This window comes from Archangium violaceum (genome assembly GCF_016859125.1).
GTDB lineage: Bacteria > Myxococcota > Myxococcia > Myxococcales > Myxococcaceae > Archangium > Archangium violaceum_A.
Window position 1 is genome coordinate 2,972,158 of record NZ_CP069338.1, and the last position, 21,528, is coordinate 2,993,685.

Below are 21,528 nucleotides of genomic sequence, written 5' to 3' on the forward strand. Positions count from 1 at the left end.
GGAAGACGCAAGCAGTGGAAAGGTGCGCATCCCGGCCCTGGAAGAAGCACATCTTCAGGTCTATCCGCGGACCATCCGGATGACCATCAGGGTGACCATGAGGCCGCTCCACATCCCAGAGGACCTCCTGCCAATCGCCGATTTCAAGGCCCGTGCATCCGAGGTCGTCCGCCGCCTGCGGGAACACCGGAGGCCGGTGGTCATCACCCAGAGCGGCAACCCCGCCGCCGTGCTCCTCTCGCCGGAAGAGTTCGACCGGCTCACCTAAGTGGGTCGAGCGCCTGAGGCAGCGAGCGCAGGAGGCAGCCTCTATACCCAGGGCAGGACGCCGGGTGCCCGAGGTCGACAGGGAGCACATCCGCGAGGTTCTCCTTCGCTCGTATCGCATCGTGCACCGGGTGGTCCGGGATGACATCGAAGTGCTGACGATCTTCGAGGGGCATCGGCTCCCACCGGGTGGCGCCGTACCAGAGGATGACGAGAGCTGATGGCTGAAGAGCTCACAGCGCCACGCGCTTCTTGCCGCGCACGAGCACGTCCCACCACTTGAAGGTCATGGCGAGGAGACAGTCCAGCTCGCGCGTCTCGTTCGAGGGCGTGAGCGTCTTCGCGCCGGGCAGGCAGTAGGCCGCGATGGGAGACGCGGAGAGGATGTGCAGGATCCCCTGCGAGAAGCCGTCCCCCGCATAGGAGATGCAGACGGGAATCCGCATGCTCTCCAGGTCCTGCAGGGCGAAGGGAATCTTCTCGTCCACGGAGCCGACGCTGCCCTGGTACTTGCACTCGATGGCGAGCGCGGTGCGCGTGGCGGGCTCGAGCACGAAGATGTCGACGCGCCGCCCCCGTCCCGTGAGTGTCTTGCCGACATGCACCTCGCGGTACACCTTCACCCCGCGCGAGGCGTAGTTCCTCACGATGTATCTGGCCACCAGGTCCGCGTATTCGTGTCCAGTCATCCGTGCCTCCCACGGCAGGCCGCTCACCCGCTCCGGGCCAGGAGCACCTCTCGCGTCTCCACCGTCTCCTCGGGCACCGCGCCCTCTTCACGCAGTCGCGCCTCGGAGACAGCCAGCGCCTCGTCACAGATGTCGGTGCCCCGGAAGTCGCGCCCGAGCCGCACCGCCGCCACGCCCACCGAGCCCGAGCCCAGGAAGGGATCCACCACCACGTCTCCGGGCGCGCTGCTCTGCCGGATGAGCACCTCGCTCACGCCGGTGGGCTTCTCCGCCGGGTAACCCCGGTAGACGCGTGGCACCGGGAGCACGTCCGCCACGCCCAGGTCGCTCAACCGCCGCCGGCCCTTCTCGAAGAAGAGGATGAGCTCGTAGCGGGAGCGGTAGTGGTAGCCCATCCCGATGTGCAGCTTGTCCCAGATGATGGGCTTCCAGAATCGGAAGCCCGCCGCCTCCGCGAGCGGCTTGGCGATGAACATCGTCTCCGGGTCGCAGAAGAGGTAGAAGTGCGAGTCGCGCTTGAGCACCCGCCAGACCTGCTCGAACAGCTCGGGGAAGCGCGCGTTGGGGAAGATGCGGAACCAGTGGTTGCTGGATGCCTTGCTGTGCTTGAGGCGCGTGGTGGTGCCGATGGCGCGGTGCTTCTCGAGCGACTCATAGGCGGGGTCGGTGATGATGAGATCCACCGAGGCGTCCGGAAGGCTCCGGAGCCACTCGACGGCATCGCTCTGCGAAAGGCGGTAGCGGGGCATGAGGGTGTGGCCAACCTACCCCGGCATTCTGACGCCCGCCGCGCCCGCCCGCCCCAGCGGGTCGGACGAGATATCCAGGAACGAGCAGATGGGCGGCCCGGCCGCCCCGTGCGCGAACCCGGAGCATACGGGCCCCGGAAAAGGGAAACGCCCCGAGCGGACGGCGAACGAGCGCCGCTCGAGGCGTTCAACTCCTGGAACGACGGGGAAACGCGCTCAGTAGGTGGTCGCGCGCACCGTCAGGCCGGAGAAGGCGGAGTAGCCGCGGACCGAGACGTACCAGGTCCCCGCCGCCGGGCTGGGGAGGCTGCAGGACTCGTTGTTGCCACCCGCGTACGGCCGGCAGGTGTAGCTGCTCGTCGTCGGCTCGGCGCCCTGGCGGACGTAGAGGTCGGCGTCACCGGTGCCGCCGGAGATGTGCACGTTGAGCGCCGTGGTGCCGGAGGGCACGCTCACCGTGTAGTGCTTCCAGGCGCCCTTGCTGGCCGACTGGCTGGTCGAGCTCAAGCGCGTGGTGGGCGACTTGCTCAGGAAGGAGGAGATCCACGGCTGGAAGGAAGAGACGCGCGCGTACAGGCCGGGGTAGTTGGGCTCCGCGCACCCCTGGCCCCAACTCACCACGCCCGCGAGGATCTTGCCGCTGCCCTTGCTCACCACGAGCGGGCCGCCGCTGTCACCCTGGCACGAGTCCTTGCCACCCACGCCCATGACGCCCGCGGCGAGCTGATCCGCGGTGATGGTCTGCCCGTACGCCGAGGTGGCGTCCGCGTTGGAGACGATGGGCACGTCCACGGTCTGCAGCGTGTCCGGCGACGAACCACCGGAGGAGAGCGAGCCCCAGCCCGTCACGGTGGAGGTGATGCCCGCGTTCGTCAGGCCCGCCGCCTCATCGGCCGAGGTCGCCAGCGTGATGGCCGCCACGTTGCCGTTGAGGGTGAGCGGCGTGGACAGGTGCAGCAGCGCCACGTCCTTGCCCAGGGTCGCGTCGCTGTAACCCGGGAAGGGGATGATGTCATCGACCGCGCGGATCTGCCCCGAGCTGCTCATGGTGCTCAGCTTGGAGCTGCCCGCGGCGATGCGCACGGTGACCGGGGAGCTGGTGGCGTAGGCGGCCGACTCGGCCACGCAGTGCTGGGCGGTGAGGATCCAGTTCGCGTTCAGGATGGAGCCACCACAGAAGTGGAAGCCCGTCGTATCCTGGAAGGAGATCTGCCAGGGATAGGTGGAGATGTTGGCGTTGGTACCGCCGACGATCTCCTGGGTCTCCGCGCCGAGCTGCTGCTCGGGGGCGGCGGCCTCCTCGGGACCACAGCCAGCGAGCAGGGCCGTGCTGGCGGTGCCGAGAAGGAAGAACTTCCGAACGAAGTGACGCTGCGACATGGGGGACTCTCCTCTCACGGGGGTGAGCATCCGGGTGGGTTCGCCCGGTCGAAACGTGCTCCTCGCGGAGCACGAACGGATTCGCGAGAGAAATGCCGACCCCGCCGGCACCTTCGCCGGTTGGTGACTGCTCGAACCATTTCAGGGGTCCCGCCTCGAGTCGCAACCCACCATGCAACTCTTTCTCTCGGACAGGAACGGGAAACAGATAAACGTTTCCCTTTCAGGTTGTCAAGCAAGTCTCCGCCAGCCACGCTCCCATATCTTCAGTATCCCCGAAGCTGATGCAGTCCAGTTGCAACAAAACACTACAGGAGCTCACGACATGACCCGTCCCCTCACCCTGTTGGTCGGATGCCTGACCGCGCTCACCCTGGCCGCGTGCGCCACGACCCAGCGGGTCGCCCAGGAGGACACGCCCACGGACCCCGCCGAGGCACCCGCCGAGGCACCCACCGGGGCTCCCGCGACCCCCCCCGCCGAAACGCCCGCCGAGGCCCCCGCCGAGACCCAGGTCACGGGAAGCGTGACCTATCGCGAGCGTATCGCCCTCACCCCGGACGCCGTCGTCCAGGTCGAGGTGGTGGAGTCCTCGCCGGGAGAGGGCTCCGAGACCGTGGTCGGAGAGCAGACCCTCCAGAGCCCCGGGCAGGTGCCCATCCGCTTCTCGGTGACGGTGCCCTCCGAGCGCATCCGCCCCGGCGCCACCTATGTCGTCCGAGCGCGCATCACGGATGCCGGCCGCGTCTACACCACGCCCACACCCGTCCCCGTGCTCACCCAGGGCCATTCGAGCCAGGACGTGACGGTGCGCGTGCGCGTGGGCGGTTGATGCGCCCCGCCCTCGGGAGTCCGGGGCCCGGAGTGCTCACCCGCCAACACGTCCGAGGGTGACACATGACCCGCTGGGTCCGCGTGCACTCCACCTCCATTGACCGAAAGTGGCCCGATTTGACGGTTGGGCCCACTCGTCCCTACCCAAGAAGTGAGTCTCTGCCGGTAGCTTTTCACTCTCACTGCTACGGCCAATGGCTTGCATTGAAATGCGAGCGGCAACACCCATTCCGCTCAGGACAAGACGGATAACGTCGATTATCTTGTCAGAACCGTGCACCCAGGCGATCCATCCGAGGAAGGAACCCCTATGGCGAGCGCAGCCCGCACGCTCCAACTCAATCCCGTCGCTCCCGAGAATCTCCTCGATCCGGTACCGCTCTACAGGGAGCTGAGGAGCAATGACCCGGTGCACTGGTCGGAAGCGGTGCAATCCTGGCTCATCACCCGACATGACGACGTGGTGAATTGCTTTCGGGATCCCCGCCTGAGCGCCAACCGGGTGAGGTTCTACGAGGACCAGCTCCGGGGGCTGGGCCCCGACCTCATCAAGGACTTCCTGAAGGGGCTCAACGACCAGATGAGCCAGCGGGACGGCCGCGAGCACATCCAGATGCGTCGGCAGGCCGCTGCGGGCTTCTCGCCCCAGGCGCTCGACAGGTGGCGTCCGGCCATCCGCCGCACCGCGGAGCAGTTGGTGGAGCAGGTGCGGGGCCAGGGCCACATGAACGCGGTGGAGTCCCTGGCGAGCCAGCTCCCTCCGCGCGTCATCGCCGAGGTGCTCGGCATCCCCGTGCAGGACCGGGAGCAGTTCCTGGAGTGGGCCAGGCCCATCGCCGACTTCAACGCGCCCGCGGCCGGCACGGACGTGGTGGACCTGGCGCGCCGCACCAACACGGCGACCCGCGAGCTCTTCGCGTACCTGCGCCGCATCATCGAGGAGCGCAGCCACTCCCCGGGCGAGGACCTGCTCAGCCAGATGCTCCAATCCCAGCAGGCGGGGCAGATGACGTTGGATCAGCTGGTGTCCAACGCAAGCCTCATCCTCTTCGCCGGACACACCACCACCACGGATCAGATCAGCAACGGCCTGCATGATCTGCTGTCGCACCGCGACCAGTTCCACAAGCTCCAGGAGGACCGCACGCTGGTGCGCTCGGCCGTGGAGGAGATGCTGCGCTACAACCCCGCGGTGCCCTTCATGCACCGCATCGCCGCGGAGACCTTCCAGCTGCGCGGGAAGACGATTCGCAAGGGGGATGTGGTGTTCATGGGCCTGGCCGCCGCCAACCGCGACCCGGAGGCCTTCCCCGACCCGGACCGCTTCGACATCACCCGCGACAGCAACCACCAGAAGCACATGAGCTTCACCTTCGGGCCGCATCACTGCCTGGGGGCGGGTCTGGCGCGCCGCATGCTGGAGATCACCTTCGAGGTGCTGCTGGAGCGTCTGCCCGAGCTGCACCTGGATCCGAAGCAGCTGCCGCAGCTCAAGTGTCACAGCCTCATGTTCCGCGGCTACGACTCACTCACCGTCCGGTGGTGACACGGGCGCGGGCCCGCCAGCACGAGCTCACGGGCCCGAACTGTCCAATGTTCCCTCCGTCGTCACCTCCCGCCTCGCGAGGGGGAACTCCCGCGTCTCGCAGGGCTGGAGCAGGTGACGCTCACCCCGCAGCTCGAACTCCAGCGGTGTCGTGGAGCGCCACCGGCTGTTGAGCACCAGCTTGTCCTGGGTGATTTCCACCTCCACCAGGCTCTTGCGGTAGCGCAGCGAGAACTTCAGCCGCTTCATCCCCTCGGGCAGGTTCGGGTTGAAGTGCAGCACGTCCCCGCGCACCTCGATGCCCGTGTACGCCCGCTGCATCAGGTCCACCGTCCCCGACATGGCGCCCAGGTGGATGCCCTCCGGCGTCGTCCCGCCCTGCACGTCCGCGATGTCGCTCCTCAACGCCTCGGTGAACAGCTTCCACGAGCGGGGCCGGTCACTGCGCGCCAGCACCCACGAGTGCACCACCCCGCTCAGCGTCGAGCCGTGCGAGGTGCGCTGCAGGTAGTACTCCACCGTCCTCGGAATCATCCCCGCGTCGAACGGGTAGCCCAGCCGCTCGAAGAGATCCCGCAGCTCCTCCGCCGAGAACAGGTAGAAGAGCATCAGCACATCCGCCTGCTTCGACAGCTTGTAGCGGTTGGGCGTGTCCCCTTCCGCCTCGAGGATCCGATCCAACCGGTGGATGTCCGCGTAGCGCTTGCGGTACACCTCCCAGTCGAACTCCTGGAGCTGCTCGTAGCCCTCGAACTGGCTCAGCACGCCGTCCTGGTGGAACACCAGCCGCGTCTTCCGGCTGATATCGTCCCAGTGCGCCAGCTCCGCCGGGCTCACCGCCAGCGTCTCGAGCAGCTCGTCGCGGCGCTCACCGGGCAGCAGATTCAGCACCTCCAACCCCTTGCACAACACCCACACCGCCATGAGGTTCGTGTAGGAATTGTTGTCCAGCCCCGGCTCGGCGCGGTCCGGGTACCCCGTGTGGTACTCGTCCGGCCCCATCACCCCCTTGATTTCGTAGCGCCGCAGCGACGGGTTCCACCGGGCCATGCTCGCCCAGAAGCGGGCCAGCTCCAGCAACATCTCCGCCCCGTAGAAATACATGAACTCCGAGTCCGCCGTGGCCTGGTAGTACTGCCAGACGTTGTAGGCGACGGCCGCGTTGATATGTCTTTGCAGCCACGTCACGTCCGGGACCCACCGTCCGGAGCGGGGGTTGAGGTGCAGCCGCTGGCTCTCCTCGCGCCCATCGCTGCCGCTCTGCCAGGGGAACATCGCCCCGCGGAAGCCCTCCGCCCGGGCCGCCTCGCGCGCGCGCCGCAGCCGCCGGTAGCGGTAGCGCAGCAGCGCCCTCGTCAGGGCAGGCAACCGCAGGTTGAGGAAGGGGAAGACGAACAGCTCGTCCCAGAAGATGTGGCCCCGGTACGCCTCGCCGTGCCACCCGCGAGCCGGCACGCCCACGTCCTGATCGATGGTGTGCGGCGACACCGTCTGTAGCAGGTGGAAGATGTGCAGCCGCAGGGCCGTTTGGATGTGGTCCGGCTCGGCCAGCTCCAGGTCCAGGTCGCTGCGGCGCCACAACTGGGACCAGGCCTGCACGTGGGTGGCCACCAGCTCGTCGAAGCGCGCGGGCGCCTCCTCCACCGCGTGCCGGGCCTCCATCGCGGCCTCCGATACCGCGTGGTCCCTCGACGAGTACAGAGCCACCACCTTCTCCACCGCCAGCCGTTGCCCTTCGCGGAGCTCCACCTCGAACTCGTGGGAGAGGTAGCCCTCCTCCACGGTGAGTCCTCGCCGCACCCGGGCGGGCTGCCCGTCCACGTACAGCCGCGTGCGCGCCGCCTCCGCCACCTCCAGGCGCGACTGCACCGTCTCCACCTCCAACAGCAGCGTCTCCGCGTCCACCTCCTCCGCCACCAGGGTGCGCAGGTGCTTGCAGTTGAGCTGCCGGTAGCGCGGCACGCCTCCATTCACGACCCGCCCGTCCAGCGCCGAGCGCACGTGCACCCGTCCGCTCCAGTTCTCCGGCACCAGCACCAGCTCCTGTCCCGCCAGGTGCTTGTCGCGCATGTGCACGAAGCGCCGCTGCTCCACCCGCGTGCGCCGTCCCCGCCGATCCTCGAAGCGCACCGTGCGCAGCAGCAGCCCCCTCGCCATGTCCAGCACCTGCCGGTACTCCAGCAGCACCGCCGCGCGCGGGTTGAACCAGTCGCCGCCCTCGAGCCGGAAGCCGAGCGGCAACCAGTTGGGCATGTTGACCAGGTCCTCGTTCTCCACCACGCGTCCGGCCAGGTCCGTCTTCAGCCGGTTGTACCCGCCCGCCAGATACGTCCCCGGGTAGTGCGTGTCGTCCGCCTCGGACTCCGGCGCCGCCCCGCGCGTGGCGAAGTAGCCGTTGCCGAGCGTGCAGAGCGCCTCGCGTAGGCCCTCCTTCGCTGGCTCGAAGCCCTCGTAGGTGAAGAGCCAGAGCTCCGGCCTCATCGGGTCGTCCCCCTGGCGCGGTCGATGAGCAGCTCCAGGAACCGGCGCACCTCCTCCACGTCCGTCAGCGCGTAGTCCGCCTCCGTGGGCCGCTCCACCTCGCCCCGCACCACCAGACTCAAACCCCGTCCCTTCAGTGTCTGGAAGGCGTCCTCGTCCGTGAGGTCATCCCCCAGGTACACCGGCAGCACGTCCTCGCGCGCCAGCCCCAGGGCATTCAACACCCACTCCACCGCCCGGCCCTTGTGCCAGTCGAGGGCCGGCTGGCATTCGAACACCTTCTTCCCGCCTCCCTTGCGCAACCGCGGATGGCGCGCCAGCACCGCGTCCACCAGGTGCTCCACCTCCGGCCCACGAGCCTCCTCCACGTGCCTCCAGTGCACCGCCACGCTGAAGCGCTTGCGCTCCAGCCGGGTGCCCGGAATCCCCGCGAGCCCCACCGACAGCTCCCGCTCCGCCGCGTCCAGCTCGGGCAGCAGCGCCTTGCCCTCCTCCAGCTGGAAGCCACGCCCGTCTGGCCCTTCGATGTCGAAGCCGTGGCTGCCCGCGTACGACACGCCCTCCAGCCGTACGAAGCCCTTGAGCACGGGCAAGTCCCGCCCGCTCACGATGGCCACCGGATAGCGCCGGGCCAGCTCCAGGAGCGTGGTCCGCATGGCGTCCGACAGACGCGCTTCGTCCGGATTGGGCACGATGGGCGACAGCGTGCCGTCATAATCCAGGAAGATGGCCACCTGCCGGCCCTCCATCCGCCGCGACAGCGACTCCCACTCACCCAGCGCCAGGGGCACGTCCCGCATCGACCGCATTCAAGACACTCCTTCCTCCACCTGGATGGTGGACAGGTCCGTCACCTCCACGTCCGCGCCGGCCCGTACCAGCGCCCCCACCGGCCCCGCGCGACGCACGCCGATGATGTACCCGAAATGCCCTCGCCTGCCCGCCTGCACTCCAGCCTGCGCGTCTTCCAGCACCACCGCGCGCTCCGGCGGCACACCCACCCGCCGCCCCGCTTCCAGGAACGTGTCCGGGGCCGGCTTGCCCGGCAACCCGAACCTCCCCGACTCCACTCCATCCACCCGAGCGTCGAACAGATGCTCCAGCCCGGCCGCCCGCAGCACCGCCACGCAATTGCGACTGGCCGAGACCACCGCCGTGCGGAAGCCCGCTGCCCGCAGACGCTCCAACAATTCCACCGCGTGCTCGAAGACCGCCACCCCCCGCTGCGCGAGCGTCTCGAGGAAGTACTCATTCTTGCGCTTGCCCAGCCCCTGCACCGTCTCCGCTTCCGGGCCATCCCCGGGCGAGCCCTCGGGCAACACGAGGCCCCGGCTCTCCAGGAAGCAGCGGATGCCATCGAAGCGCGGCCGGCCATCCACGTACCGCTGGTAGTCCTCCGCCGTGAAGGGCTGGAAGGGCTCGCCCGTCTGTCGCGCGCGCGCCTCCAGGTACGTGTCGAACAGGCGCTTCCACGCGGCGGCATGTACCTCCGCCGTCCGCGTCACCACGCCGTCCAGATCGAACAGGACCGCGTCGAAGTCGCGGCGGGACAGCACGAGCGCGGTGGACCCGGGGGGCTGGAGCGAGGGCATGGCGGTGACTCCCGTGGAGGACCCAATACGTCCCTCCTCGCGCCTTGCACACGCCATGCCCCTACAGAGGCAGCGGGTGTGCGCCTGAACTCCGGGGCCAACCCGTGTCAACTGGTGCTTACACTGGAAGTGTAGAAATTCACGGAAGGTTGACGGATTTCAGGACAACCCTCTACGCTGCACACTGTCGAATCAGGGGGATACGCCATCTGAACAGTTGGCCATCCCTGGCTTCATGCCGGCGTAAGGGTTCCCCTATCATGAGGGTCTGACGGATGTCGAATCAGGGAGGGTCCGCATGCGGCCCGCATCTCAAGTAGACGTGACATCCAGCGAGCCACCCGCCACCGCATCTCAGACGCGTGCGGACACCCCACCCAACGGGTTGGCTCCCGCCGAGACACCACCTCCCATCCTGTCGGCGGGCGCGCTGGCGGCCACGGAGAAGCCGCTGGCGGTGGTGAGCCCCAAGGCGCCCGGGGCGCCGGTTTCGCGCTTCGCCCCGGGGTTCGCCGCGAAGATGAACATGGTGGCGGACCTGGCGCTGGTGGTGGCCGCGCTGCTCATCTCCACGACGATGATGGGGCACGATCTCCACCTGGAGCGCACGGACGTCTGGGTGTTGCTGGGCGTGGGCGTGGTGTCGTGGCTGGTGGTGGGTACGGCGCTGTGCCTCTATGACGTGCGCTTCGCGGACCGCGAGCGGCTGGATGACCTGGCGCTCATCTCCATCCAGGTGATGGTCGTCACGGTGGTGCTCTTCCTCACGCGTCTGGTGATGGGCACCGAGTCGTGGATCGTCGCGCTCAGTCTCTTTCCTCCGCTGTTGTGGCCCTCGGTGGCGATGCTGCGCCTGAGCTTCTTCCGGAAGCTGTCGGTGCAGGAGCAGCCGCTGGACGAGGTGCTCATCATCGGCGTGGGGGCCATGGGCCGGCTGACGGGCGAGGACCTGGGCACCAGGAACCGTCGCAAGGTCATCGGTTACCTGGGCTTCAGCAACGAGCCGGCCTCGGCGACGCCGCCGGCGCCCGTGCTGGGGAGCGTGAAGGACCTGGAGCACATCCTGTGCACGGTGCCGGTGGACGAGGTCTACATCGCCGGCAACATGCTGAAGCACTCGGCGGAGATGCAGGCCGCGGTGAAGCTGTGTGAGAACTTCGGCATCCCCTTCGCGCTGCCGGCGTACCACTTCCGGTTCGATCGGGCGCGGCCGGTGGATGACCACGCGGTCTCGGACGGCTACCTGCACTTCGTGACGCACGCCTTCCAGCCACACCAGATGGCGCTCAAGCGGCTCTTCGACATCGTGAGCTCGGCGGCGGCGCTGGCGGTGCTCTCTCCGCTGCTGGTCGGAGTGGCGTTGGCGGTGAAGTTCACCAGCCGCGGGCCCATCTTCTTCAAACAGAAGCGCGTGGGCCTGCACGGCAAGCCCTTCCACATGCTCAAGTTCCGCTCCATGGTGATCAACGCCGAGGAGCTGAAGGCGAAGCTGGAGGCGCTGAACGAGCAGACGGGTCCGGTCTTCAAGATGAAGAACGATCCGCGCATCACCCGGGTGGGGCGCTTCATCCGCAAGTACTCCATCGACGAGCTGCCGCAGCTCATCAACGTGCTGCGCGGGGAGATGAGCGTGGTGGGGCCGCGGCCGCCGATTCCCAGCGAGGTGGAGAAGTACGCCGCCTGGCAGCGCCGCCGGCTGTCGGTGCGTCCGGGCCTCACCTGCATCTGGCAGGTCTCCGGCCGCAACCAGATTTCGTTCGAGGAGTGGATGTACCTGGACATGCAGTACATCGACCACTGGAGCCTCAAGAACGACATCAACCTCATCCTCAAGACGGTGCCGGTGGTGATTACCGGCAGCGGCGCGAGCTGACGCGAGCCAGGAACTGGGCCCCATGCTGGGGGCTCATCGCACGGGCAGCTCGCGCAGGGAGAACTCCTCGAAGTCGAGCCGGCGCAGCGTGTCCGCGAAGCGCTCGCTGATCACGATGACACCGTCGCGGCTGCGCAGTCGGAAGATGTCCAGGTGCTCCGGCAGCGAGGCCCCGTCGAGCACCGGCTGCTTCGGCACATCGTAGTCATAGCCTCCGCACGTCGCACACGGCTCGGTGTTGCCAGAGGGCAGACAGTCCGGGTGGAACGAGCCGTGCGGCTCCATTTCCAGTTCCATCAGCTCCGGTGCGTTCTTCTGCCGGAAGCGCAGCCCGGTGCGGCACCCCTTCAATCCCCGTAGACCCTCCGCCAGGAGTTGCTCCAGCGCATCACGCCGGATGATCACCCTCCAGGAGTACAGCAGGTAGAGCTGGGCGAAGTTGCCACGAGCCGAGCCCACGAGTGGCCCGAAGCCGGTGCCGGGTGTCAGCCGTGCCCAGGAGGGAACCAGAGGCCGCACCATCGCGCGCAGACGCTCGAACTTCGCGAAGTCCTCTTCGAGCCAGGCCTTCTCGAGTTGCTTCGCCCCGGGCACTCCCGACAGGTCCACGCTCGGGTAGGCCTCTGAGATACCAGCCCAGCTCGCGTCACACGTGGGGCAATGCAGGCCGGGCAAACCCCATGGGCGTTCCGCGTTGTACTCGCCCGTGTAGCGCATGCTGTCAGCCGGGACGGAATCCAGCTCGTAGAACCTCATCTTCTCCTCAGAACCCGATGGGGGGCGGCTGCCTCGTTCGACCGTAGTACGGCTGCAATGGAGCCATCAGGCCGAAGCGCACGCACAGCTCCCCGGCGTACTTCCAGATTTCTTCCTTCGTCACCCGCTTCCCTTCCTTCTCTTGCGTGAACTGCCTCCACGCAGCGTTCCAGGCACCACCTCTCGGCCCGCGATGGATGCTTCGGTGCAGGCCCGTTTCGATGAACATCGTCCATTGATGGATGTCGATGCCATTGCGCGCGAACCAGGCCCGGAACTCCTGCGGGAAGAGGTGGTGCTTCTCGTGAGGCCGGCGCATCCGCAGCTCGGCCTCCTGGAGGAGCTGCTTCTGACTGGGCAGCAGGTTGCGCAGGTGGTGGTTCTTCCAGGGGATGACGAAGATGGGCTCGCGGTCCCCCGGTAGCCGCAGCGGCCAGCCCCGGTAACGCATGGGCGTGACAGGAGAGGGCAGGCGGATGCCCACCGTTCCCGTGCGCGCCAGCACCACGCTCCCGGACTCGCCCTCCGCCTCATCTGCGTCCTCGCTCGCGGCCACCGCCGCCGACATGTCCTCGCAGCGGAAGAAGCCGCACGCGTCCTCGTCGCACAGGAGGGTGAGGCACGAGCCGGTCTCTTCCCGCTCCATGCAGGCTGCGTCGGGTGTCCCCTCTTCACGCTGCGAAGGGCCCGAGGCCGCGCACCCGGACAGCACCACTCCGAGCAACAGCCCCCAGAGTTTCCACGTCTTCATGAGGCACATCCCCCCTCCCCAGCCTTCGGCTGGAGGCTCTCCGAGCAAACCGCGCTTTGCCCGAAGAATAGGAGGCACGCCCGGCCGCCCTACAGCCCTGTAGCCGTTTGTTTGACGGGGAAGCACCGCTGTCGTTCACTGCACGTCGCCCAACCAGTCGAGGACTCCGTCATCGAAACGCCCCACACGAGCGAGGCGTCACCGCGGGCCGAGCCCGCCCAGGTGGACGCCCACACCTCCCTGCGCAACGCCCTCAAGCTGGGCGGGTCGCTGATGGTGACGTACGGCATCGCGCTCGCCATGCGCGTGGTGTTGCCGCGCTACCTGGGACCGGAGAGCTTCGGCCGCTACAACTGGGCGGATGGCTTCTCCGGCGCGTTCTTCGTCCTGAGCGCGATGGGCCTGGACGTCTACATCCGCAAGGAGGTGGCCGTCCGGCGCGAGCACGCCAGTGAGTTCTTCGGCGGCACGCTGCTCCTCCAGGTGGGACTGGCGCTGGGGCTGACCGGCGCGATGCTGTGGGTGATGCGCGCCGGGGGCGAGCCGCCCGAGGTACAGACCCTGGCGCTGCTGATGGGCGGCTACCAGTTCTTCTTCCGCCTCAACGCCATCCTCGCCGCGGTGCTGCACGCGCGCGAGAAGGTGGACGGCCTGTCGGTGGCGCACGTCGTCATGAAGTGCATCTGGGGCGGCGGGCTGGTGCTGGTGCTGCTGTCGAGAGCGCCGCTGCCGTGGCTGGCCGCGCCCTTCATCGGCGCCGAGGTCTTCAAGGCCGCGTTCCTCTTCCACCTCACGCGCAAGCACGCCGGTCTGAAGATGCGGCTGGACGTGCGCTCCACCGTCACGGCGCTGCTGGCCGCCCTGCCCTTCTTCATCAACGAGGCGGCGCTGGCCACCAATGGCCGCGTGGACGTGAGCATCCTCGGCCTGGTCGCCAACAAGACGGAGGTGGGCTACTACGGCGCCGTCTGGGGCATCGCCGGCATGACGATGCTGCTCTCGCCCATCCTCGGCTGGGTGCTGCTGCCGATGATGTCGCGCGCGGCGGCCAGCTCGCAGGAGGAGTTCACCCGCATCCTCCGCCGGGGACTCGAGGGCGTCGTCTCCGTCTCCATCCCCGTGACGCTCGCGATGGCGCTCGGGGCGGAGACGTGGGTGAAGCTGCTCATTGGCGAGGCCTACCTGCCGGCCGCGCCGGTGCTGCGGCTGCTCGCGCCCATCTTCGTGCTCACCTACGTGGCCACCGTGTGTGGCAGCTGGCTGATGGCCGCCGACCGTACCTGGACGGTGACTCGCACCTCGCTGCTCGCCGCGGTGCTCAACCCGGCGCTCAACCTGTTGCTCATCCCGCCCTTCCTGCGCTGGCTGGGTCCCGCGGGCGGCGCGAGCGCCACCGCCATCTCCCTGGCCACCTGCGAGGTCCTCGTCACCGTCATCCTCGTCTCCGCCATCGGCTCGCGCGCCTGGGATGCGCGGGGGCTCGCCGTGCTGGGCAAGACGCTCGGCACGTGTGCCGCCGTCACCGCCCTCCACCTGCTGCTGGGCCGGCTGGGGCTGGACTCGCGCGACCTGGTGCGCGGGCTCGCCCGCCTGGTGGTGGATGGCGCCGTCTACCTCGCCCTCATCCTCCTCACCGGCGCGGTGCGCAAGGACGAGGTGCTCGGGCTGGTGCGCATGGTGCGCAACCGCCGCAAGCCCCAGGCCTCCACCGCGACGCCTCCCTCCGAGGCCCGCGCCGCATGAAGCACGCCCTGTCCGCCATGAGCCGAAACACCCTCCGCTCCCGCTCCCCGCTCCGCTGGCCCCTGCTGGCCACGCTCCTGCTGCTGTCCGCCTGCTACAAGCCGGGCCGCTTCGTCTGGGTGGACGACTACCGCGAGCCCCAGGCGCAGGGCGATGAGGGCTACCTCATCCGCAAGGGCGACATCCTCAACGTCAACGTGTGGAACCAGCGCGACATCTCCTCGCGCATCCGCGTGCGCGACGATGGCCGCATCAGCCTGCCGCTCCTCAACGACGTGGACGCCGCCGGGCAGACGCCGGCCGCGCTCGCCCGCGCCATGGAGCAGAAGCTCAAGGACCTGGTGGCCAACCCCGTCGTCACCGTCATGGTGGACGAGGCCCAGCCCATCAAGGTCGCCGTGCTGGGCGAGGTGCGCAACCCGGGCAAGAAGCTGCTCGACCCGGGCGCCGGGCTGCTGCAAGCGCTGTCGGAGGCCGGCGGCTTCACCGACTACGCCCGCGACGACGCCCTCTACGTGCTGCGCAAGGAGCCCGGCTACCAGACCCCGGCGCGCATCCGCTTCACCTGGGAGGCGCTCACCCGCAACGAGGGCACGGCCTCCTCCTTCCGTCTGAAGACGGGCGACGTCGTGGTGGTGGAGTAGCCGCATGGCGCTGCCCGCACTGGCCCTCGGCTGGCTGCTGGTGGCCTCCGCACCAGCCGTCAAATACAAGGCCTCGGCTCGCATCGAGGCGGTCACCCGCTCGAAGCTGCTCACCGAGGAGGTCTTCCCCAAGACGACCAGGGTGCTCAACGACATCATCCTCGCGCCGCGCCTGGAGAGCACCCTCTACACCAACCTGCTCGAGGTGAAGTTCGTCTACGAGTCGCAGCTCCTCCTGCGTCAGGTGACCAAGGAGAACCGCGCGCTCGAGGCCCAGCAGTCCGTCTACGCCCGCACCGACTACAAGATCCGCCGCGACCTCACCCTGCTGGCCGTCCACACCACCACCTTCGGCAAGTTCCCCTTCGAGACCTACGGTGGCGCGGCGGAGGTCGGCCTCCCCGTGAATCAGCCGACCACCAACGCCAATGCGTTCAGCTCGGGCAGCGCCTACATCTACACGGAGACCGCGGCGGGCTTCCTGACCTCGCTCGGCATCAAGCGCCTGACCCTCGTCGGGACGCTCGGTTGGATCGTCAACGGTCTGTTGGATCCCCCGGTGCGCCCGCTGCCACGCGGCAGCGCGGCCTACCCCCAGCAGCGCTACCCCGAGCTGCGCTTCCAGACCATCTACGGCGCCACGCGTCGCGACTACCTCTCCTTGTCGGTGTACGGCAAGGACGTGTCCTTCTCCACCGGCAACCGCGACGCCTACCTCCAGCTCGCACCGGGCCTCCAGCACCAGTTCTCCCCCCTGGTGGACCTGACCGTCGAGTCCGGTATCGCCCTGGGTAGGGTCTACCCCAGACGACCGGACGAGTTGCCGGAAGACCGGGTGATGCCAACCCTGGAAACCACGCTCAATACGCCAGTTCCGATCGGCCACCACTGGCCGGTGAAGGCCAAGGTACGCGCGCGTTACCTGCCCTATATGGATCCGCTCTCGACACAACTCATCCCCCGGGCCGATGTCGGCCTGGAGCTCGAGTGGAAGGGCCGGCGCGAGGCCAAGATTCTCGGAAAGCTCCGCTATGCCCATCCGCTCACCTCGGGCCTCCACCGGGATGACGCGGAGACCAAGATGGAAGTCGAGGCGCTCTACCCGCTGCCGCTCTCCCGCTACCTCTTCGTGCAGGGGAAGGGGACGTACACCTGGCTCAATCACGCGGTCGTCGGCACGGAACCTGTCGTCCAGTGGTACACAAGCGTCGGATTGGTGGTGCGATATGATCGTGGTAGGCTTTAGGCGTACCATGCCATGAAGAAGTTCATCCTGATGTCGGTACTGTACGCCGTCATCGTGTTGCCCATCCTGGCGGCGCGAGAGCGCAACGCGGTCCGAGGCGTAAAACGGGCGGTGGCGATGTTCGTGGCATACAACTTCCTCTATGCCTTCCTCGTCCTGGTGGTCTGGACGTCGATGGAAGACTGAGAAAAGGCCTGAGAGATTCTATGGCGCAGCAACAGGGAACCGTCCTCATCGTCGAGGACTCGCCCATGTTCCGCAGGATGTTGAGTGACATGCTCCAGATGCTGGGCTTCACGAACATCCAGGAGGCCTCCAGCGGGCAGGCGGCCCTGGAGCGACTGAGGGAGCAGCCACCGGTTCTCGTGTGCCTGGACCTGACGCTGCCGGACATCTCCGGCTACGAGGTGTGCGAGCACATCCGCGCCACGGAGGCCCTCCGGGACGTGCCGGTGCTGATGATCTCCGCGCGCACGCAGACGATGGACCGGGCGCAGGCCGAGGAGGCTGGCGCGAGCGGGTACCTCATCAAGCCCTTCACCCCCGAGGAGCTCCGCCAGCAGGTGGAGCGGGTGATGGCGGCACGTCCCCGGAAGGAGGCCTAGGCGCATGGCTCCGCCCCGTGACGAACTGCCCGAGGTCGAGCGGGCGCAGGCGAACATCTTCGACTGGGAAGCCCTGCGCGACTACGTCGGCTACGTGAAGAACGCGATCCTCCGGCACAAGCTGCTGGCGCTGGCCACCTTCGTGGTGACGGCGGCGATGGGGCTGGCGCTCGCCAAGTTCCTGCCGCGCAGCTATTACGCGGAGGCCACGCTGCTGCCCAGGCGCGCCTCCACCATCGCCGCGCTGGTCAACCCGGACCGCATCGCCGCGTTGGATCCGGATCCCCCCAACCCGCTGCGCCCGCCCGGAGAGGTGGACTCGGTGACGCGCGCGGCCGCCCAGTCGGTGATGCGGCGCGAGAACCTGGTGGCCCTCATCAAGCGGGTGAACCTGCTGGACCGCTGGGACGCCACGCGCGCCCCGCTGCTGCGCCTGAAGGATCAGGTGATGCACCTCATCTCCGGGCGCCCCACCGAGGACATCAAGCTGGACGCCATGGTGGGCATGCTGGAGAAGGCGCTCAGCGTGAACACCGATGACGGCAAGGTGGTCGTGGGCGTCATCTGGCCCGACCCGCAGCTGGCCTACGAGCTGGTGGATGCCGCGCAGCAGGGCTTCCTCGAGGCGCGCCAGAAGGAGGACCTCTCCAGCATCAACGACGCGCTCACCATCCTCGAGCAGCACGAGCAGCTCGCCGCGGAGAACTACAAGAAGGCCTTCGTGGACTTCGAGAAGGTCTTCTCGGAGATCATGCTCGAACGCCGGCGCGCGGTGGGAGACCCGAGGGTGGGCGGCTTCAACACGGATCAGCACCTGGCGCAGCTGCGCTTCCTCATCCGCGCCAAGCGGCGCGCCATCTCGGACTCCGAGGAGCAGCACAACCGGCGCCTGGAGCAGATGAACGCGGAGCTGGTGGCGCTGCGCAAGGTGTACGGGGAGAGCCACCCGGCCATCGTCGAGCTGCAGCAGCGCATCGCGGGACTGCGGGCGCAGGGCTCGCCGCAGACGAAGGTGCTGCAGGGCGAGGAGAAGGAGCTGAACAGGGAGTACGAGCGCTACGGCGGCCAGTCGGTGCCCTTCCCCGACGAGCCGATGCCGGACCCGTACGGCCTGGAGCGCGTGCTGATGGGCATCCTCCCGGCGGTGTCGGAGAACCCCAAGGCGGCGGTGTCCCTGGACGAGGTGCGCTCGAGGACCATCATCATGCAGCAGCTGCGCAGGCGCATCGACGCGGCGAAGCTGGAGCGCGACATCGCCCAGGCCTCCTTCAAGTACCGCTACACCCTGCTCACCCCGGCCGAGTTCCCCCGCAGTCCGGTGAAGCCCAACGCGAAGGTGATCGCCCTCGGAGGCATCGTCGCGGGGCTCATCCTGGGCGTCTTCGCGGCGCTCGCGCGCGACGTGCTCAGCGGCCGGTTCCTGCAGGCCTGGCAGGTCAAGCGGGGCCTGGGACTGCCCGTGCTGGCGGAGTTGGAGACGCCGCCTGCACAGCTGGAGACGCAATCGCAGTAGCGCGGAGCCCCCGCGTCACCCCCGGAGTCCCAAGCCGTGATGCTGCTCGACCTGATGCTCGTCCTCCTGGCCCTGCCGGTGCTCGTCGCCGCGGGCTACCTGCTGCTGCTCACGCTCCTGTCGGGGGAGAAGGCGGCACCGCCCCAGGTGTCACCGCGGCTCAAGTTCGACATCATCATCCCGGCCCACAACGAGGAGGCGGGCATCGCCCGCACGGTGACCAACCTGTCGCGGGTGGACTGGCCGGTGGAGCTGCGGCGCATCGTCGTGGTGGCGGACAACTGCGCGGACAGCACGGCGGAGCGGGCGCGCGAGGCCGGAGCCACGGTGCTGGTGCGCGACAACAAGGAGCTGCGCGGCAAGGGCTACGCCCTGCAGTATGCCTTCGAGTGGAGCCTGGCGGACGGCTTCGCCGACGCGGTGGTGGTGGTGGACGCGGACACGGAGGTGACGTCCAACCTGCTGCACGCCTTCGCGCTGCGGCTGGAGGCGGGCGCCCACGCGGTACAGGCGCACTACGGCGTGCTCAACCCGCATGCCTCGTGGCGCACGAAGCTGATGGCCGTCTCCATGGCGCTCTTCCACAAGGTGCGCTCGCTGGGCCGTGAGCGGCTGGGCGTGTCGTGCGGCCTGCGCGGCAACGGCATGTGCTTCACCCACGCCCTCATCCGCCAGGTGCCGCACGACTCCTTCTCCATCGTGGAGGACCTGGAGTACGGCATCCGCCTGGGACAGGCCGGCCACCGCGTGCACTACGCCTGGGAGGCCGAGGCGCTGGGCGAGATGGTGTCCAGCGAGAAGGCCTCGCGCTCGCAGCGCCGCCGCTGGGAGGGGGGGCGCATGGCGATGATGCGGAGGTTCGGCGCGCCGCTGCTCGCCGAGGGCCTGCGCAAGGGCGACAAGGTGCTGGTGGACCTGGCCATGGACCTGCTGGTGCCGCCGCTGAGCTGGGTGGTGCTGGGCGCGGGCGGGGTGACGCTGGCCGCGGTGGCGCTGTCGCTGTGGCGGGGACAGGTGGCGCTGCCCGCGTACCTGGGCGCGGCGAGCGTGCTGGCGCTGGTGCTCTACGTGATGCGCGGCTGGTGGGTGTCCGGCATGGGCCTGGGTGGGCTGATGGCCCTGGCGCGGGCGCCTTTCTATGTGGCGTGGAAGATCTGGCTCATGATGAGCCGCCCCGAGGAGAAGAAGGGCGAGTGGGTGCGCACCGCGCGCGAAACCCAGAAGCCCTGAGTTGTTGGCGTAGGAGCGCCCGTCCCGGACGATGATTCAGGCCTTCCTGTCGCGTACGCCCGTCTTCATGTCGTTGCTGGCCCTGGTGGTGCTGGCGACGGTGGGGCTCATCATCTTCGCCCCGGCGCTCGCGATCCTCCCGGTGGGGGGCGCCGTCTTCCTGTGGTGGGTGTGCCGTCAACCGCTGCGCACGTTGACGCTGGCTGTCTTCGCCGCGGCCATCACGGTGGACCTCGTCCCAGAGGTCCCCTACGAGGGCGAGTGGAAGTCGCCGCTGTACTTCCCCGGCAAGCTGCTCTTCACCGTGCCCGGCATGAGCCTGCCCCTGCTGGACCTCGCCGTGATCGGGCTGATCGGCTTGATGATCTACCGGCGCGCCATGGGCATCAAGATAGACCCGCCCCCGCTTCCGATGCCCAGGCCGTTGGTCATCGCGCTGATGGTACTGCCGGCCACCATCCTCTGGATGCAGGTGTGGGGCATCGTCATCAACGGCGGCGTCGCGCGCGTGGCCAAGGTGCAGTGGCACCAGATGCTGGTGATCCCCCTGATGGTGATGCTCTTCAACGCCGCCTTGCGCGGCCCCAAGGACTTCCTCGCCCTGGGGCGCATCATCGTCGTGGCCTGCTGCACCAAGGCCTTCCTGGGCGCCTGGTTCATCGTGATGATCGCCCGGCCCCGGGGCCTGTACCACGAGTACGCCACCACGCACGCGGACTCGATGCTGTACGTGACCGGCCTGGCCTGCGTCATCTGGGCCTGGATGGAGGAGCCCACCCGGAAGCACTTCTGGAGGATGCTCTGCGTGTGCGCCATCATCTTCATGGGCATGCACTACAACGACCGGCGCATCGCCTACGCCAGCTTCCAGCTGGTGCTCATCTTCGGATACTTCGTCAGCCCGTGGAGCGGGATGAAGCGCAAGCTCACCCGCATCGCCCTGATCCTGTTGCCCATCTTCCCCATCTACGTGGCCGTGGGATGGAAGAACCCCTCGGGCATCTTCGGGCCGGTGGGCACCATCAAGTCCATGTTGGTGGGCGAGAACCTCGCCAAGGGGCAGATGGACTACCGCGACATCGAGAACTTCGATGTCGTCCACACGTGGAACCGCAACCCCATCCTCGGCACCGGCTGGGGGCACACCTTCGACGAAATCCTCATGCTGCCCGACATCTCCCACGCCTTCCCGGACTACCTCTACCACCCGCACAACTCGGTGCTGGGCCTGTTCGCCTTCGGCGGCGTGGTGGGCTTCTCCGGGCTGTGGATATGGATAGCCGTTGGCGTCTTCATGGCCGTGCGCGCCTACCACCGCGCCCACGAGCCGATGCAACGTGCGGGCGGATTGGTGGCGCTGTCGGTGTTTGTGGTCTATACCCAGCAGTGCTTTGGCGACATGGCCAGCATCAGCTGGATGGGGAGCCTGCTATCGGCGATGGCGGTCACCTGTGCCAGCAAGCTGGCCGTCGTCACCAACGCCTGGCCGTCCGCTCTGGAAACGAGGAAAGAATTCTCGGCTCCTGAGAATTCGAGCAGCCCGGTAGGAAATCTGGTATGATACCGCACCGCAAACCGAAGAGGCCACGGAAATTTGACACCAGGGGCCCTATTCCGGCCTCTTCGGTG

The 21,528-nt window shown here is 68.0% G+C and carries 21 protein-coding genes; 13 read left to right on the forward strand and 8 right to left on the reverse strand.

Annotated features, from left to right (window positions below; all coding sequences use genetic code 11):
* Positions 1-22: 22 nt before the first annotated feature.
* Both JQX13_RS12695 and JQX13_RS12700 read left to right on the forward strand, forming a co-directional pair.
* On the forward strand, positions 23-268 hold the full coding sequence (locus tag JQX13_RS12695) for a type II toxin-antitoxin system Phd/YefM family antitoxin (RefSeq protein ID WP_203409269.1): 246 nt from the start codon (positions 23-25) through the stop codon (positions 266-268).
* On the forward strand, positions 153-488 hold the full coding sequence (locus JQX13_RS12700; protein ID WP_203409270.1) for a type II toxin-antitoxin system RelE/ParE family toxin: 336 nt from the start codon (positions 153-155) through the stop codon (positions 486-488). The genes JQX13_RS12695 and JQX13_RS12700 overlap by 116 nt, the downstream gene beginning before the upstream one ends.
* A 12-nt stretch (positions 489-500) precedes the next feature.
* Here the strand turns inward: JQX13_RS12700 and JQX13_RS12705 are convergent, their stop codons facing one another.
* From JQX13_RS12705 to JQX13_RS12715, 3 genes are all read right to left on the reverse strand, one after another.
* Positions 501-956 carry a PD-(D/E)XK nuclease superfamily protein gene (locus JQX13_RS12705; RefSeq protein ID WP_203409271.1) on the reverse strand — a complete coding sequence of 152 codons (456 nt, stop codon included), beginning with the start codon at positions 954-956 and terminating at the stop codon, positions 501-503.
* 23 nt (positions 957-979) lie between these two features.
* Positions 980-1,705 (reverse strand): DNA-methyltransferase, encoded by a 726-nt coding sequence (locus tag JQX13_RS12710; RefSeq protein ID WP_203409272.1) that lies wholly within the window; start codon positions 1,703-1,705, stop codon positions 980-982.
* Positions 1,706-1,921: 216 nt separating this feature from the next.
* The gene (locus JQX13_RS12715; protein WP_203409273.1) at positions 1,922-3,085 is read right to left on the reverse strand and encodes a trypsin-like serine protease; all 1,164 of its coding nucleotides are present in this window, start codon (positions 3,083-3,085) and stop codon (positions 1,922-1,924) included.
* 325 nt (positions 3,086-3,410) lie between these two features.
* Here JQX13_RS12715 and JQX13_RS12720 point away from each other — a divergent pair, with 325 nt between their 5' ends.
* Both JQX13_RS12720 and JQX13_RS12725 read left to right on the forward strand, forming a co-directional pair.
* Positions 3,411-3,917 (forward strand): YbaY family lipoprotein, encoded by a 507-nt coding sequence (locus tag JQX13_RS12720; RefSeq protein ID WP_203409274.1) that lies wholly within the window; start codon positions 3,411-3,413, stop codon positions 3,915-3,917.
* Positions 3,918-4,229: 312 nt separating this feature from the next.
* A complete protein-coding gene (locus tag JQX13_RS12725) occupies positions 4,230-5,465 on the forward strand; it encodes a cytochrome P450 (RefSeq protein ID WP_203409275.1) in 1,236 nt (411 codons plus the stop codon).
* A gap of 27 nt (positions 5,466-5,492) precedes the next feature.
* On the opposite strand, the gene JQX13_RS12730 is transcribed toward JQX13_RS12725, so the two are convergent.
* From JQX13_RS12730 to JQX13_RS54015, 3 genes are read right to left on the reverse strand one after another with little or no spacing between them, the layout of a single operon-like run.
* The gene (locus JQX13_RS12730) at positions 5,493-7,946 is read right to left on the reverse strand and encodes a glycoside hydrolase family 65 protein (RefSeq protein ID WP_203409276.1); all 2,454 of its coding nucleotides are present in this window, start codon (positions 7,944-7,946) and stop codon (positions 5,493-5,495) included.
* The gene (otsB, locus tag JQX13_RS54010; RefSeq protein ID WP_239014719.1) at positions 7,943-8,755 is read right to left on the reverse strand and encodes a trehalose-phosphatase; all 813 of its coding nucleotides are present in this window, start codon (positions 8,753-8,755) and stop codon (positions 7,943-7,945) included. The genes JQX13_RS12730 and otsB overlap by 4 nt, the downstream gene beginning before the upstream one ends.
* Entirely contained in the window at positions 8,756-9,538 is a 783-nt protein-coding gene (locus tag JQX13_RS54015; RefSeq protein WP_239014720.1) for an HAD family hydrolase, read from the reverse strand.
* Positions 9,539-9,836: 298 nt separating this feature from the next.
* Here JQX13_RS54015 and epsZ point away from each other — a divergent pair, with 298 nt between their 5' ends.
* On the forward strand, positions 9,837-11,411 hold the full coding sequence (epsZ, locus tag JQX13_RS12740) for an exopolysaccharide biosynthesis polyisoprenyl-phosphate hexose-1-phosphate transferase EpsZ (RefSeq protein ID WP_430384171.1): 1,575 nt from the start codon (positions 9,837-9,839) through the stop codon (positions 11,409-11,411).
* Between the two features lie 33 nt (positions 11,412-11,444).
* On the opposite strand, the gene sitI6 is transcribed toward epsZ, so the two are convergent.
* Positions 11,445-12,167 (reverse strand): SitI6 family double-CXXCG motif immunity protein, encoded by a 723-nt coding sequence (sitI6, locus tag JQX13_RS12745; RefSeq protein WP_203409277.1) that lies wholly within the window; start codon positions 12,165-12,167, stop codon positions 11,445-11,447.
* 7 nt (positions 12,168-12,174) lie between these two features.
* On the reverse strand, positions 12,175-12,918 hold the full coding sequence (sitA6, locus tag JQX13_RS12750; protein WP_203409278.1) for a SitA6 family polymorphic toxin lipoprotein: 744 nt from the start codon (positions 12,916-12,918) through the stop codon (positions 12,175-12,177).
* Between the two features lie 111 nt (positions 12,919-13,029).
* On the opposite strand from sitA6, the gene JQX13_RS12755 reads away from it, so the two are divergent.
* From JQX13_RS12755 to wzy, 8 genes are read left to right on the forward strand one after another with little or no spacing between them, the layout of a single operon-like run.
* The gene (locus JQX13_RS12755) at positions 13,030-14,661 is read left to right on the forward strand and encodes a flippase (RefSeq protein WP_239014721.1); all 1,632 of its coding nucleotides are present in this window, start codon (positions 13,030-13,032) and stop codon (positions 14,659-14,661) included.
* Positions 14,662-14,678: 17 nt separating this feature from the next.
* Positions 14,679-15,305, forward strand: coding sequence for an exopolysaccharide export protein EpsY (gene epsY, locus JQX13_RS12760; RefSeq protein WP_203409279.1), 627 nt, complete (start codon positions 14,679-14,681; stop codon positions 15,303-15,305).
* Positions 15,306-15,309: 4 nt separating this feature from the next.
* Complete coding sequence (locus JQX13_RS12765) at positions 15,310-16,551, forward strand: hypothetical protein (RefSeq protein WP_203409280.1); 1,242 nt, start codon at positions 15,310-15,312, stop codon at positions 16,549-16,551.
* A gap of 12 nt (positions 16,552-16,563) precedes the next feature.
* Positions 16,564-16,737: a hypothetical protein gene (locus JQX13_RS12770; protein ID WP_203409281.1), complete on the forward strand. Its 174-nt coding sequence runs from the start codon at positions 16,564-16,566 to the stop codon at positions 16,735-16,737.
* Between the two features lie 20 nt (positions 16,738-16,757).
* Positions 16,758-17,156 (forward strand): response regulator, encoded by a 399-nt coding sequence (locus tag JQX13_RS12775; RefSeq protein WP_203409282.1) that lies wholly within the window; start codon positions 16,758-16,760, stop codon positions 17,154-17,156.
* A gap of 4 nt (positions 17,157-17,160) precedes the next feature.
* Complete coding sequence (locus JQX13_RS12780; RefSeq protein WP_203409283.1) at positions 17,161-18,669, forward strand: GumC family protein; 1,509 nt, start codon at positions 17,161-17,163, stop codon at positions 18,667-18,669.
* A gap of 39 nt (positions 18,670-18,708) precedes the next feature.
* Positions 18,709-19,899 carry an exopolysaccharide biosynthesis GT2 family glycosyltransferase EpsU gene (gene epsU, locus JQX13_RS12785; protein ID WP_203412005.1) on the forward strand — a complete coding sequence of 397 codons (1,191 nt, stop codon included), beginning with the start codon at positions 18,709-18,711 and terminating at the stop codon, positions 19,897-19,899.
* A gap of 31 nt (positions 19,900-19,930) precedes the next feature.
* Positions 19,931-21,460, forward strand: a complete 1,530-nt coding sequence (gene wzy / locus JQX13_RS12790) for an exopolysaccharide repeat unit polymerase (RefSeq protein ID WP_203409284.1) — start codon at positions 19,931-19,933, stop codon at positions 21,458-21,460.
* Positions 21,461-21,528 lie beyond the last annotated feature (68 nt).

Coding starts and splice junctions, on each gene's coding strand:
- epsU (WP_203412005.1), top strand. CDS start 18,709: ATGCTGCTCGACCTGATGCTCGTCCTCCTGGCCCTGCCGGTGCTCGTC.
- JQX13_RS12775 (WP_203409282.1), top strand. CDS start 16,758: ATGGCGCAGCAACAGGGAACCGTCCTCATCGTCGAGGACTCGCCCATG.
- otsB (WP_239014719.1), bottom strand. CDS start 8,755: ATGCGGTCGATGCGGGACGTGCCCCTGGCGCTGGGTGAGTGGGAGTCG.
- wzy (WP_203409284.1), top strand. CDS start 19,931: ATGATTCAGGCCTTCCTGTCGCGTACGCCCGTCTTCATGTCGTTGCTG.
- JQX13_RS12770 (WP_203409281.1), top strand. CDS start 16,564: ATGAAGAAGTTCATCCTGATGTCGGTACTGTACGCCGTCATCGTGTTG.
- JQX13_RS12765 (WP_203409280.1), top strand. CDS start 15,310: ATGGCGCTGCCCGCACTGGCCCTCGGCTGGCTGCTGGTGGCCTCCGCA.
- JQX13_RS54015 (WP_239014720.1), bottom strand. CDS start 9,538: ATGCCCTCGCTCCAGCCCCCCGGGTCCACCGCGCTCGTGCTGTCCCGC.
- JQX13_RS12705 (WP_203409271.1), bottom strand. CDS start 956: ATGACTGGACACGAATACGCGGACCTGGTGGCCAGATACATCGTGAGG.
- JQX13_RS12715 (WP_203409273.1), bottom strand. CDS start 3,085: ATGTCGCAGCGTCACTTCGTTCGGAAGTTCTTCCTTCTCGGCACCGCC.
- JQX13_RS12780 (WP_203409283.1), top strand. CDS start 17,161: ATGGCTCCGCCCCGTGACGAACTGCCCGAGGTCGAGCGGGCGCAGGCG.
- sitA6 (WP_203409278.1), bottom strand. CDS start 12,918: ATGAAGACGTGGAAACTCTGGGGGCTGTTGCTCGGAGTGGTGCTGTCC.
- epsY (WP_203409279.1), top strand. CDS start 14,679: ATGAGCCGAAACACCCTCCGCTCCCGCTCCCCGCTCCGCTGGCCCCTG.
- JQX13_RS12710 (WP_203409272.1), bottom strand. CDS start 1,705: ATGCCCCGCTACCGCCTTTCGCAGAGCGATGCCGTCGAGTGGCTCCGG.
- JQX13_RS12725 (WP_203409275.1), top strand. CDS start 4,230: ATGGCGAGCGCAGCCCGCACGCTCCAACTCAATCCCGTCGCTCCCGAG.
- sitI6 (WP_203409277.1), bottom strand. CDS start 12,167: ATGAGGTTCTACGAGCTGGATTCCGTCCCGGCTGACAGCATGCGCTAC.
- epsZ (WP_430384171.1), top strand. CDS start 9,837: ATGCGGCCCGCATCTCAAGTAGACGTGACATCCAGCGAGCCACCCGCC.
- JQX13_RS12720 (WP_203409274.1), top strand. CDS start 3,411: ATGACCCGTCCCCTCACCCTGTTGGTCGGATGCCTGACCGCGCTCACC.
- JQX13_RS12730 (WP_203409276.1), bottom strand. CDS start 7,946: ATGAGGCCGGAGCTCTGGCTCTTCACCTACGAGGGCTTCGAGCCAGCG.